We start from the raw sequence: 13,711 nt of genomic DNA, 5'->3' as shown, positions 1-13,711 counted from the left end.
GACCGCGGCCAACTCCCCACCCATCACACCTGGTCAACGACACACCGATCAAACGGACACGCCACCGACGAAAGAACCTGACCAAGCACTACTAGGACTTCAGGGCCGTCAGCGCCAGTCCGACGAGGCACTGGACGACCGCGAGCGCGATCAGTACGGCGAGCGGGGCGTCCCATCGGCCGGTGGCCGAACGCAGCAGGCCGATGCCCAACGGCCCGGCCGAGGCCACGAGATAGCCGGTGCTCTGCGCGAACGTCGACAGCGCCGCCGTCTCCTGCGCGCTGCGCCCGCCGGTCGTGATGACGGCCAGGACCAGTGGGAAGGCGCTCAGCCCTACCCCGGCCAGGACCGCCCAGAGCGCAGGGGCGGCGAGCGGGGCGAGAGCCAGCCCCAGGCAGCCGGCCACCAGCGAGGCGCCGACGAGGACGAACGCCGCCCGGAGCCGGCCCGCGCCGCGGGTGAGGGGCATCAGCGCGAACGTCGCAGGGATGCCGACGGCGAGGGTCAGACCCAGCATGGTGCCGGACCGGGCGGAGCCGAGGCCCTGGTCCGACAGCATGCTCGGCAGCCAGCCGATCACCGCGTAGCTGCTCAGGGACTGGAGCGCGAAGTACGCGGTGATCAGCATCCCCTGGCGGGTGCGGCCCATGCTCCACGCCGAGACCCGCTCGGTGGGGGTCCGGGCCTCCGCCGCGGGCTCCGGGGAACGCGGGCGGGCGGCCCAGACGGCCAGGGCGAGCAGTGCGGGCAGGGTCCACGCCGCCAGCCCCAGTGACGGCGAGCCGACGAGGTCGGCGACCGGCACCGCCGCCGCGGCGGCCACGGACGAGCCGAGCGCCATCGCGACGGTGTACACCCCGGTCAGCCACGCCACCCGGTCGGGAAAGCGGTCCCGCACCACCGCGGGCAGCAGGACGTTGCACAGCGCCAGCCCCGCCGCACCGAGCAGGGTGCCCGCCAGCAGGGCCGCCGCGCCGGGCACGGCGCGCACGGCGAGTCCCGCGCACAGAGCCGTCAGCGCGAGCAGGACCGCCCGCTCCGTGCCCACGCGCCGGGCCAGCATGGCGCTGGTCGCGCCGACCGCCGCGAAGCACAGCGTCGGCAGCGTCGGCACCAGCGAGGCGACCACCGGGCCGAACCCGTCCTCGGCCCGCAGTTGTTCGAGGAGCGCCGAGGCGCTGCTGATCGCGAGACGGAGATTGAAGGCGATCAGCACGATGCCGACACCGGTCAGCCAGGCGGCACGGGCCGGGGTGGGGCGGGCGCGGACGTGACGGGGAGAGGGGTGAGTCGAAAGCATCTGCCAAACATAAAACATCTGACCTTTGACGTCCAACCTTTTCCGGTAGGCTGGCCGGGAGCCCGTACGGCGCCCCTGACACACGGAAGGCCCTGTTTCCATGGCCCTGGCCTCAGCTCGACGAACCGCGTTGGTGACCGATGTCATCGCAAGCCTGCGGGCCGAGATCACCTCTGGCCGCTGGCCGGTCGGCTCCCGCATCCCGCCCGAGCCCGTGCTCATCGAGCGGCTCGGCGTCGCCCGCGGCACCCTTCGCGAGGGCGTCCGTGCCCTCGCCCACGCGGGCCTTCTCCAGGTGCGGCAGGGCGACGGGACGTACGTCCGCGCCACCAGCGAACTCTCCGGCGCCATCCAGCGACTCGACACGGAACTGACCGAGGTCTTGGAGGTCCGCCAGGCGCTGGACACACAGGCCGCCCGGCTGGCCGCCTCCCGCATGACCCCCGCCGCCCTCGACGACCTCGCCGCGCTGCTCGCCCGTCGCGCCGACGCCTGGGAGGACCGCGACCGCGACGCGTGGCTGGACGCCGACCACGCCTTCCACCAGGCCGTCGCCGACACCACCGGCAACTCCCTGCTCAGCGACCTCTATGCCGCACTCGGACCGGCCCTGCGCCGAGCCATGACCTCCCACTGGTCGGACGACGGCTTCGACGGCGCGGATCCCCGCGGCCACGAGGACCTTCTGGAGGCGCTGGGCGCCGCCGATCCCGAACGCGCCGCCGCCAGCGCGACCGCCAACATCGATGCCACCGCTCACTGGCACGAGGCGTCCACACCGCTGCCCGGCGAACGAAACCGCGGATGAACAACGGCGGCCGGCCGCTCGTACGGACGGGGCAGTCTCTCCCGCGCCTCTCCCGCGCCTCTCCCGCGCCGGTCCCGCGCCGGGCGCGAGTCGTCGGGCATGACCGACCGGCCAGGAGCCGTCAGGAACGAGCGGCCGGCCGCCGGCCATCGGATACCAGCCGTCGGGCACGAGAGGCAGGCGCGAGCGGCCGGTGCGCGTCGTCGCAACAGGACCTGAAAAAGCCTTCAGAACGGCCCCGACGGGCGTCGTAAGGTTGGCCCGGGCCATCGGCGACGGACCGCCGGGGACCTGATGGAGGACGCGTGCGCATAGCCATCACATCCGAGGACGGCGATTCCGGAGCCCTGCGCGAACTGCGCCGCTGGCTGTCCGAGGAGCCCGAACTCCGCGGACGGATCCGCGCGCACACGCCGGGGCCCCTGCGGCCCGACACCATGGGGCTGGAGGCCGACGCGCTGCTCGCGCTGCTGGCACCCGGTGGCGTGGCGGCGGTCTTCGCCGGAGCGCTCGTCGCCTGGGTGCAGACCCGTCGCGGCGACCAGACCGTCACCCTCACCCGGCCCGACGGGACCACGGTCACCGTCTCCACCACCCGCCTCAAAGGGCTGAACGCGGAGCAGAACGCCCGGTTCGTGAGAGAGCTGGCCGCTTCCCTGGACACGCCCCCGACCACGATGTCCGCCCCCGCGCGGCCCCGGACCGCCGACGACGAACCACCGGTTCCGCCCCGCCTGCCGTGACACGGGAAGCCGCCGGGACCAACGGCACCAACGGGACCGATGACACCGCCGCGACCGCCGGCACAACCGGGCTCGCCGCGTCCGGCGCCCACGCCGTCCTGATCGGCAGCCACAGCCACGTACCCGGTTCCGAACTGCCCGATCTGCCCGCGGTCGCCACGACGCTCGACGACCTGGAGGCGGCCCTGCGGGACGTCTGCGGATTCGACCCCGAGCGTGTCGTCCGCGTCCCCGCCGACGCCGACACCGAGGAGGTGATCGGCACGATCGAGCGCGTGGCGCGCCGTGCGACCGGCGCCGTGTTCCTCTGCTACGTCGGACACGGACTGCTGGGCCCCGGCGACGAGCTCTACCTCGCCACGCACGGCACCCGCTCCCCGGAACAGATCTCCCGCGCCGTGCCCTACCACACGGTGCAGGGCCTGCTGGGCGAGTGCGCGGGCGGCGGCATCGTCGTACTCGACTGCTGCTACTCCGGGCGGGCCGACGTCCCCTCCGGCAGCGGTGCCCCCGTCCACGAACCCTTCGTCTCCGCCAGGCCTGACGGAAGTCTGCTGCTCAGCGCCACTTCCCGCTACGACCTGTCGTTCGCCCCCGAAGGTCGACGCCACACCCTGTTCAGCGGAGAACTGCTGCGGCTGCTGACCGAGGGCGACCCGGCCGGACCGCTCCGACTGACGATGGACAGCCTCTACGCGACCCTTGCCCACGTGTTCGCGGACGGACCGATCCGGCCACGCCGTCAGAGCGAGGGCTCGCTGGGCGCGCTGGTCATCGCCCGGAACCGGGCGTACCGCGAGGACATCGGCACGGCCGACGGCGAAGGGGTCCGACGGGACGAGCCGCCCGCCGACGTCCCGTGTCCCTATCCCGGAACGGAGTCCTTCCGTACCGCCGACAGCCGCCACTACTTCGGACGCGACGCACTCGTCCGACGGCTGCTGGACGCCGTGTGCGCCCCCGATCCGGGCCCTGCGCCGTCCGTGACCGTGCTCATCGGCGCCTCCGGCGTGGGGAAGTCGTCCCTGTTACGGGCCGGGCTGCTCGCCGGGCTGGAACAACGCCACCTGTCCGCGGCCGACTCACGCGACCTGCCGTGGCCGGCGCTGCTGCTGCCGGCGCCGGGTGCCCAACCCCTGGGGGCCCTGGCGGAGTTGTGGGCCCGAGCGACCGGGAGAACGCCGGCGGACGTGCACCGGCGGCTCGTCGGGGGCGGCCGATTACCGGGGCCGCTGCCCGGCCGTACGCCCTGCCGACTGCTCGTGGTCGACCAGTTCGAAGAAGTCTTCACCCGCTGTCCCGACCCCGTCGAACGCGCCCGGTTCATCGAGGTGCTCACCGCGGCCGACGAGGACGGGGGAGCGGAGGGCACAGCGGCAGCACTTGGCGAGGAGAGCGCGGCAGCCGGCAGGGAGAGAACGACCGCCGGTACGGAGGCGGCGACAGCGGACTCAAAACCGCGGGACACCCCCGGGCCGTGCATCGTTCTGGGACTGCGGGCCGACCACTACGGCAGCTGCCTCGCGCATCCTCCGCTCGTACGCGTACTGGAACGGCGACAGCTGACGGTTCCGCCGATGAGCGACGAGGGACTGAGGGCCGCGATCGAGGGACCGGCCCGCGTCGTGGGACTGGGGCTGGAGCAGGGCCTGACGGACCGGCTGCTCCAGGACCTGCGGTGGGGTCATGTACGACCCGAGGACACCACGGGCACTACGGCCCATGCGGACCCCCCTGCCGCCATGGACGCCCCCGCCCCCACGGGGACTCGCTCCCACGCAAGTATCACCGCCCTCATGGGCACCACCGTTCCCATGGACGCCCCCACCTCTACGGACACTCCTGCCGCTCCCCCTCGGGACGTGTACGGACCCGATCTCGACATCGCCCTGCCGTTCCTCGCGCACGCGCTACGCGAGACCTGGCGAAGACGCAGCGGTACGACCCTGACGCTGGCCGGCTACCAGGCCACCGGCGGCATCTGGCACTCCATCAGCACGACGACCGAGCGCCTCTACCAGGACCTCGACCCGGCGGGGCGGGATGCCCTGCGCGAACTGCTGCTGCGCATGGTCCATGTGACCGCCGACGGCGGCGACACCCTCGTACGGCGGAAGGTCGCCCCCGACGCCCTGCTGGACGGATTCTCGCCGCGGCAACGGAGCATCGTCGGCACCATCCGGGACCGTCTCGCGGAGGCCCGGCTGATCACCGTCGACCAGGGCGGCGCGCAACTCTCCCATGAATCACTGTTGCGGTCCTGGCCCCGGCTGCGGCACTGGATCGACGAGGACCGCAGCGGCCTGCTCGTGCGTCAGCGGCTCTCCGAGGCCGCGCGCGCCTGGGAGGCAGCGGGCCGCGACCCGGGATTCCACTACCGGGGCAGCCTCCTGGAGGCCGCGCGCGGACTGGTGCGCGAGGAACGGCTCAGACACCGCCGACTGCCCCGGCTCGACGAGGAGTTCCTCGCTGCCAGCACCGAGGCCGACCGCGTCGAACGGGCCCGCGAAGCGCGCCGCACCCTGCGCCTGAAACAGGCACTCGGCGCGGTCGCGGTCGCCCTGGTCCTGGCCCTCGTCGGCGGTGCCTTCGCCCTCCACCAGCAGGGTGTGGCGAAGGCGGAACGCAGGGCCGCCACGTACCGTGCCCTGGTCGCCGAGGCCACGGCCCGGCGCGCCGCCCAGCCCCGGCTCGCCCTGAGACTCGCCATGGCCGCGCACGCGTTGGACGCCACCGCCGAGACCCGGGCGGCAGTGTCGGACACCCTCGTCCAGAGCCGCCTGGCCGGCAGCTCCGCCCACGACGAACGGCAACCGCTGCTGAGCCCCGACGGCCGGCTGCAGGTGGGCGAGGCGGACGACGAACGGTTGGTGCTGCGCCGCATCGGGGACCGGGCGCGCAACACCCGCCTGACGGCCTTCGCCCCCTGCGACGGAGCCCTGGGCGGATACTCCTTCGACCGCCGCGGCCGGACGCTCGCGGTGACCTGCGACAACGGCACGGTGACCCTGTGGGATGTCACCGCGCCCGCGAAGCCGCGCCGCACCGGCTCGCTGAAGTCGCCGGCAGTGAGAGGCACACCGAGCGGGGCCGACTTCAGCCCCGACGGCACGATGCTGGCCGTCGGCTGGAACGCGCCGCAGGGCGAATCGCCGACGCGCGGCGCCCTCGTCCTGTGGAACATCCGGGATCACGCCGAGCCCGTCCCGATCACGGTGCGCAAGAACGTCTACGACAACAGCACGGTGCTCTTCGGCCCGGACGGCAGGACGCTGGTCAGCTCCACCGACCTCGTGACCGCCCGCGACGAGGCCCTCGACCGGAACTCCGTCACCCACACGTCCGGCGCGACCCTCTGGGACGTCTCCCGCCCGACGACCCCGCGCCCGCTGGCCCGGATCCCACGCATCTACGAGGAGGTCGCCCTCAGCGGGAACGGCAGGTTCCTCGTCACCACGAACGACCGGTCGGTGCAGGTCTGGGACCTGAGCACCCCAACGAACCCCCGAAAGGCGGCGAGTTGGGCCGCCCACAAGGGGGACGTGAGCGCGCTCGCGATCAGCCCCGACGGCTTCACCCTGGCCACGGGCAGCCTGGACGAGACCGTGGCGCTCTGGGACATGACGGACCCCACGCACCCGGTCGAGTCTGCTCGGCTGTACGGCCATGCCTCCACCGTGGAGTCGCTGCGCTTCTCCGCAGACGGGCACCGGATCGTCTCCACCGACTGGAACGAGATCATCGAGTGGGACATCGACGGCGGCGCCCAGCCCCGCCCCGTCGCCACGCTCGGCGTCGGAGCCTCCCTCACCTCCGTGGCCTTCACCCCGGACGGGCGGACGCTGGCCACCGCGGGCTACGACCAGACCGTCACCCTCTACGACGTGACGTCCCCCGCACGACCCCGACGCACCGCCGCCGTGCCCACCCCCGGGTTCGTCACCGACATCGCGATCAGCCGGGACGGGCGGCTGCTCGCGGCGGGCGACCGGCTCGGCAACGTACGCGTCTGGGACATCCGTGACCGCACCCGCCCGCGGAAGGTCACCGAGTTCTCCCGCAACACCGACCCCATCACGTCCGTGGACTTCGGCACAGGCGACCGGAGTGTGATCGTCAGCGGGGCGAAGACCGTCTTCTCGCCCGGTTGGGCCGCGGTGTGGGACATCGGCGACCGGGCCCGTCCGCGCGAACGCGGCACGATCGCCGAGGGCATCTCCGCCATGGACGGCGTACGGTACAGCGCCGACGGGAAACTGGTGACGCTGCCTGGGCTGCGCACGTACCTGTGGCCCGCCGACAGCTCCTACAAGGGGGTCGAACTCGTCGACAGCGACAGCGCATCGGCCTTCGCGCCCGACGGAAAGGCCCTCGTGAGCGGTGGTCTGGACCACGACATCATCCTCTGGGACATCACGGATCCGCGTCACCCCGAGAAGACGGCGGAGGTCTCCGAGGACCGGGACGACATCGCCCGGTACGTCTACCACCCTGCCGGGAACCTGGTCGCCGGTCTCGCCCGGAGCGACGGCAGCGTCGTCCTCTGGAGTGTGGCCGACCGGACCCGCGTCCACACGGCCGCCGTACTGAACCGCCACAGCCGGGAAGTGGCCGACCTCGCGTTCCGTCCGGACGGCCGGTACGCCGCCACGGCGAGCGGGGGCGACCAATCGCTGATCATCTGGGACCTCGACCGCCTCCCCGGCATCGCCGCCGACCTCTTCGGCGCCGCCTGCGCCATGGCCGAGGGCGGGCTGACCGAGGAGGAGTGGAAGACCTACGTGCCGGGGCAGCCCTATCAGGACACCTGCGACGGCCGTCCGGCCGGTCGGGGACCGTCTTCCGGCTGATCGTCCCAGAACGTGACCCCGACCCGTCGTCCCGGGGCGGGCCTTCCTCAAGCTCAACCAGGCCATACCGCAGGGGAGTTGGAACGCCGTCGACCTCCAGCCGCTGCCCGGAGTGCCGGACAAAGTTGCTGCTGAAAGTGAGAAAAGCCACACCCCGGCATGGTCCCCCACGTCCGCTAAGGTCGGCTTAGACCCGCCCTGAGCTGGGATTTTGCGTCGGCCACAGCGATGTGATCGCCGCGGGTCTGGCCTTCCTGGAGATTGCATGACCGATCTGGCATTTCGCTCCGCAGGGCAGCTCGCTGCCGCCGTCGCGGCGAAGGAGGTGTCGAGCGTCGAGCTGCTCGACCACTACCTGGCCCGGGTGGAGCGGTTCGGCCCCCAGGTGAACGCCGTCGTCGCCCGGGACGAGGAGGGGGCCAGGGCCGCGGCGCTGGCGGCCGACCGCGCGGTCTCCCGCGGCGAGCCGCTCGGCCCCCTGCACGGCGTCCCCGTGACGATCAAGGACAGCATCGAGGTCGCGGGCATGCGGACCACCGGGGGTTCGACCCGCTGGGGCCACCATGTCTCGACGCACGACGCCGAGTCGGTCGCGCGGCTCAAGGACGCGGGAGCGATCGTCTTCGGCAAGTCCAACATGCCGCCCGACGCCCGGGACTGGCAGACGTACAACGAGGTCTACGGGACCACGAACAACCCGTGGGACCCGACCCGGGGCCCCGGCGGTTCGTCCGGCGGGTCCGCCGCGGCACTCGCCGCGGGGCTGACCGGCCTGGAGCTCGGCGGTGACACGGCGGGTTCGATCCGGGTGCCCGCCCACTTCTGCGGCGTCTACGGGCTGCGCCCGTCGTTCGGGATCGTGCCGAGGTACGGGAGCGTCTCGGGGCACGCTCCCGGGACGCTGGCGGATTTCGACATGGCGGTACTCGGCCCGCTCGGCAGGCACGCCGACGACCTCGACCTCGGTCTCGACGTGCTCGCGGGAGCGGACCACGACCGCGCCCCGGCCTGGCGGCTGGAGCTGCCCGCCGCCAGGGCGAGCGCGCTGCGGGAGTTCCGGGTCGCGGCGTGGCTCGACGACCCGTTCTGCCCCGTCGACAGCGAGCTGGTCGCGATCATGCAGGCGGCGCTGGAGGCGGTACGGGCCGCAGGCGCCACCGTGGTCGAGGACAAGGGGCCGGTCGGCCTCGACGAGACGATGGACCTCTACCAGCCGTTGCTGATGGCCCAGAGCGGGCTGGTCGAGCCGGACGAGTCGTATGCCCGGCTCGTGGAGCTCGCCGCGACGGAGGGGACCACGGGCGGGTTCGCGTCGGACCTGACGCTCCGCTTCCGTGACTGGCACGCGCTCGACGAACGTCGGCAGCACTCCCGCCGCCGCTGGGCGGAGTTCTTCCGCGACGTCGACGTGCTCCTCTGCCCGGTGAGCCCTACGGCCGCCTTCCCCCACGACCAGCAACCCGATCCCGGCTGGTCGGTCCGGACACTGCGGGTCGACGGTACCGACCGGCCGTACCGCGAGATGCTCACGTGGATGGCGCCGTCGTCGGTCAACCATCTGCCCGCGGCGGTGGCGCCCGTCGGGGCGACCCGGGAAGGGCTTCCGGTCGGCATCCAGGTGATCGCGCCCTATCTGCACGACCGCACCGCGGTCCGGTTCGTGCAGTGCCTCGCGGAGGTGATCGGCGGGTTCCGCCGTCCGCCGGGCTTCTGAACGCCATGACGGGTCGGCGGGTCTCCGCCAGCGCAGTCACGGGCCGAAGGGTCTCCCCAGTGTCGTCACCGCGCCGTCGGCGCGGCTCGATCCGGCCTCCGTCCGGCCCGCGACGCGCCCGCCGATTCCCGCGACCGACTCGCGCAGCCGAAGGTCGCGGGAATCGGCCGTCGTCAGGCGCGGTGCCGGCCTCCGTCGTGGATCGACGACATCAGCAGTCGGTGGGTCTCGCCGTCGGCGGCCACGACGAGTCCGCGCCCCGCCCGGCCGACCGGGGTGCCGTCGATCCCGGTGACCACACAGCTGGCGGCCCGGCACAGGGCGATGCCGGCGGCGAAGTGGGCGCGGCCCGGTCATCCCGGAGCCCGAGCGACCCTGCCGGAGGCGTCAGTCCTGGCGGGAGCCGACCGGTTCGGCCCGGTTGCCGAGGTCGAACTCGTCGTAGGGGCGACGGCCGGGCGTCACGCGAGGCCCGCCCACGCGTCGGCTCCGAAGGCGCCCTTCACGTCGGAGGCGATGGTGGTGGCGTCCACCCTGGCTTGCAGGGCGTACACGGTCGTCTTCCGTGCGCTGCGGACGCTGAGGTGGACCGGGTTGTCGCCCGGATGGTCCGCGAGGATGCGCTTCAGTTCTCCGACGGTTCGTTCGGTGATCCGGTGAGCGGGGAGGGCAAGCCGCACAGGGGGGTTCCCGCCGTGTTCGGCGGAGGACACGTCCAGTACCGCTAGTTCTCTGCCGAAGATGTTCAGGGTTCCGTCCCGGTCTTCGATCCTGCCTCTGACGGAGATGACGTCGTCTTCGACCAGTGCGTGTTGCACGAGCTGGTAGGCGGCGGGAAAGAAGAGGACCTCGATGCCGGCATCACGGTCCGCGAGGTTCACGATGGCCCAGGCGTTGCCCTGCTTGGTCATCTTGAGCTGGATGCCGCTGATCAGTCCGGCGAGCTGTACATCCCCGGTGGTGCGGCCGGAGGCGAGCAGTTCGGCGATGGAGCAGTCCCGTGCCCTGGAGAGGATGTGCTCGGCACCGTCCAGCGGGTGGGCCGAGACATAGAGGCCGAGCATGTCGCGTTCGGCCGCCAGGAGCTGCCTGCGGGGCCACTCCGATTCGTCGACGGGGAAGTCGAGGCCGAAAGCCGGTTCGCCGATCTCTTCGCCGTTCAGGCCGGCGAAGAGATCGTCCTGTCCGAAGCTTGCCGCTTTCTTGACGGGGATGATCGCGTCGATGGCGTCCTCGTGAATGGCAGTGAGCCCCTTGCGGGAACGCTCCAGGGAGTCGAAGGTGCCGGACTTGATCAACGACTCCACAGCCCGTTTGTTCAGTGCGGGCAGGTCGGCCTTGCCGAGAAAGTCGGAGAAAGAAGTGAATCTCCCTTTCCGGCGGCGCGCGTCGACGATGGCCTCGATGACGTTGTCGCCGACGTTGCGCACGGACCGCAGCCCGAACCGTACGTCGTCGCCGACGGCGGTGAACTCGGCGACGGACTCGTTCACGTCGGGCTGGAGAACGCGGACGCCGTTCTTGCGGGCGTCGGCGAGGTAGATCGCGGCTTTGTCCTTGTCGTCGCCGACCGAGGTGAGCAGGGCGGCCATGTACTCGGCCGGGTAGTTGGCCTTGAGGTAGGCGGTCCAGTAGGAGACGAGGCCGTAGCCGGCGGTATGGGACTTGTTGAACGCGTAGCCGGAGAACGGGAGCATGACGTCCCACAGGGCCTTGACGGCCTCCTCGCCGTACCCGTTGCCCCGCATGCCGTCATGGAACTTGTCCCACTCCGCGGCCAGCACCTCCGGTTTCTTCTTGCCCATCGCACGGCGCAGCAGGTCGGCGCCGCCGAGGGTGTATCCGGCCAGTTCCCGGGCGATGGCCATGATCTGCTCCTGGTAGACGAGCAGATGGAAGGTATTGCCGAGGATCGGCTCCAGTGCTTCGCGCAGTTCGGGGTGGATCGGGGTGATCTCCTGGCGACCGGTCTTGCGGTGCGCGTAGTTGGTGTGCGCGTTGGCCGCCATGGGGCCGGGCCGGTAGAGGGCGTTGACCGCGGCGATGTCCTCGAACCGGGTGGGCTCCATCTGCTTCAGCAGCACGCGCATGCCGCCGCCGTCGAGTTGGAAGACACCGAATGTGTTGCCCTCGGCCAGCAGCCGGTACGTCTTGGCGTCGTCCAGAGGGATCACGACGGTGGACGGGTCGCCGTCCAGGGGATCCACGGTGGCCAGGCTGATGCCCCGGTTCTCGCGGATGTTCTCGATCGCCTGGTCGATGACCCCCAGGTTCCGCAGCCCCAGGAAGTCCATCTTGATCAGGCCCATGGCTTCGCAGGACGGATAGTCGAAGCCGGTGATCTTCACGCCGTCCGAGGCGCGCATGTGCAGGGGGATGCGATCGGTGAGCTTCGTTTTGGACAGGATCACCGCCGCGGCGTGCACACCGGTGCCGCGGGTGAGGCCCTCCACTCCGCGGGCGGTGTCGATGACTCGCTTCACATCCGGCTCGTTGTGGTACATCTGCCGGATCTCGCCGGCCTCGCCATACCGCTCGTGGGAGGGGTCGAAGACGGCAGCCAGTGGGGCGGGCTTGCCGTTCTGGTCCGGCGGAAGGGCCTTGGTGATCCGCTCGCCGTGGGCATAGGGGTAGCCGAGGATGCGTGAGGAATCCTTGATTGCATTCTTGGCCTTGATCTTGCCGAACGTGTTCACCATGGCGGTGTACTCCCCTCCGTACTTCTCGGTGACGTAGCGGACCATCCGGTCGCGCTGCCGGTCGTCGAAGTCGAGGTCCACATCCGGCGGGTTGATGCGCTCGGGGTTCAGGAACCGTTCGAAGAGCAGGCCGTGCTCCAGGGGGCACAGCTCGGTGATGCGAGTGGCGTAGGCGACGATCGAGCCGGTGCACGAACCCCGGCCGGGGCCGAGGGGGATCCTGCTCTCCCGGGCGTGTCGGCAGATGTCCGCCACGACGAGGAAGTAGGAGCTGAATCCCATGGGACCGATGACCGCCATCTCGGTCTCGAAGCGGTCCATGATGTGCTGGGGGATCGGGGCCCCGTAGCGCATGGCCAGCCCCTTGAGGACTTCCTTGCGAAGCCACGACTCCTGCGTTTCGCCTTCGGGTACGTCCGGGAACTGCGGCATCTCGTCGACGTGGTCGAAGACCTCGTCGTAGGGCTCGATGCGCTCGGCGATGAGCAGGGTGTTGTCGCAGGCTTCCGGAAGCTCCGAGAACAGGCTGCGCATCTCGGCGGCGCTCTTGAGGTAGTAGCCGGAGCCGTTGAACCGAAAGCGGCCCGGGTCGTCCTTGTTCTTGCCGACACCGATGCACAGCAGGCTGTCGTGAGCGTCGGCCTGGTCCTCGGTGACGTAGTGCGCGTCATTGGTGGCCAGAAGGGGAAGGTTCAGTTCCCTGGCCAGACGCATCAGTCCCTCGCGGACCTCGCGCTCGATGCTCAGGCCGTGGTCCATCAGCTCCAGGAAGTAGTTCTCGCGGCCGAAGATCTCCTGGTAGGCCGCGGCAGCGGCCTTCGCCTCGTCATACTGGTTCAGCCGCAGGCGGGTCTGGACCTCCCCGGAGGGGCAGCCGGTGGTGGCGATGATGTCGTCGGGCCGTTCCGCGATCAACTCCCGGTCCATACGCGGTTTTCCGGCAGGGAACTGGCCTTCGTAGCTGGCCTGCGTGCTGAGCCGGAACAGGTTCCGCAGGCCCCGTGCGTTGCGCGCCCACATGGTCATGTGAGTGAAGCGGCCGCCGCCGGAGACATCCTTCGACCCCTCACCGTCCGCGCTCGTGGCACGACGGCCTCCTGGCCCCCAGAACTCCTGTTGCCGGACGAACCGGGAGGAAGGCGCCATGTACGCCTCGATGCCGATGATCGGCCTGATCTCCTCGAAACCCTTCGCGACCCGCGCGAACTCGTAGGCGCCGAACATGTTGCCGTGGTCGCTCATGGCGATTGCGGGCATCCCCTGCCTGGCCACCTCGGCGAACATCGGCTTCAGCTTCTGCGCGCCGTCCAGCATCGAGTATTCGGTGTGATTGTGCAGGTGAACGAAGGTATTCGGCACGTGCGGGTCACCTCCCGGGTGAGTAGGAAGGCCCCATCCCGGCCAAGGCGCGATGGGTGACCTTTTTTGATGGCCGGCCGTATCGGCATCGGTGGACGGGTGGACGGCTCGACCCGTCGCGGTGCGGTCACGCCGATGGGACGGCCAACGTGCCGCACCACCCGGGCACGTGATCAGGCCGGACCCTTGAGGCCAGGCCCAGCAGCCACCCGGCTGCCGGGTAGCGCGCCTTTTGTCG

General features: G+C 71.1%; 6 protein-coding genes and 1 pseudogene. 4 read left to right on the top strand and 3 right to left on the bottom strand.

What is annotated here, in order from left to right; genetic code table 11:
• Positions 1-91: 91 nt before the first annotated feature.
• Entirely contained in the window at positions 92-1,300 is a 1,209-nt protein-coding gene (locus tag ACFYY6_RS19505; protein WP_351517088.1) for an MFS transporter, read from the bottom strand.
• Positions 1,301-1,400: 100 nt separating this feature from the next.
• Between ACFYY6_RS19505 and ACFYY6_RS19500 the strand changes: the two genes are divergently transcribed.
• The 4 genes from ACFYY6_RS19500 (at position 1,401) to ACFYY6_RS19485 (ending at position 9,415) form a co-directional block, all read left to right on the top strand.
• Positions 1,401-2,108, top strand: a complete 708-nt coding sequence (locus ACFYY6_RS19500) for an FCD domain-containing protein (protein ID WP_351517086.1) — start codon at positions 1,401-1,403, stop codon at positions 2,106-2,108.
• 305 nt (positions 2,109-2,413) lie between these two features.
• The gene (locus ACFYY6_RS19495; RefSeq protein ID WP_389194349.1) at positions 2,414-2,851 is read left to right on the top strand and encodes a hypothetical protein; all 438 of its coding nucleotides are present in this window, start codon (positions 2,414-2,416) and stop codon (positions 2,849-2,851) included.
• Positions 2,848-7,701, top strand: coding sequence for a hypothetical protein (locus ACFYY6_RS19490; RefSeq protein WP_389194346.1), 4,854 nt, complete (start codon positions 2,848-2,850; stop codon positions 7,699-7,701). The genes ACFYY6_RS19495 and ACFYY6_RS19490 overlap by 4 nt, the downstream gene beginning before the upstream one ends.
• A gap of 265 nt (positions 7,702-7,966) precedes the next feature.
• A complete protein-coding gene (locus tag ACFYY6_RS19485; protein ID WP_389194343.1) occupies positions 7,967-9,415 on the top strand; it encodes an amidase in 1,449 nt (482 codons plus the stop codon).
• A gap of 173 nt (positions 9,416-9,588) precedes the next feature.
• On the opposite strand, the pseudogene ACFYY6_RS19480 reads toward ACFYY6_RS19485, so the two are convergent.
• A pseudogene (locus ACFYY6_RS19480) lies at positions 9,589-9,765 on the bottom strand (phosphatase); the annotation flags it as partial.
• Between the two features lie 111 nt (positions 9,766-9,876).
• The gene (gene dnaE, locus ACFYY6_RS19475) at positions 9,877-13,473 is read right to left on the bottom strand and encodes a DNA polymerase III subunit alpha (RefSeq protein ID WP_351624515.1); all 3,597 of its coding nucleotides are present in this window, start codon (positions 13,471-13,473) and stop codon (positions 9,877-9,879) included.
• Between the last annotated feature and the right edge of the window lie 238 nt (positions 13,474-13,711).

This window comes from Streptomyces sp. NPDC001750, from assembly GCF_042892615.1.
In the GTDB taxonomy this organism is placed as follows: Bacteria; Actinomycetota; Actinomycetes; order Streptomycetales; family Streptomycetaceae; genus Streptomyces.
This window is presented reverse-complemented; position numbering and strand designations above follow the sequence as displayed.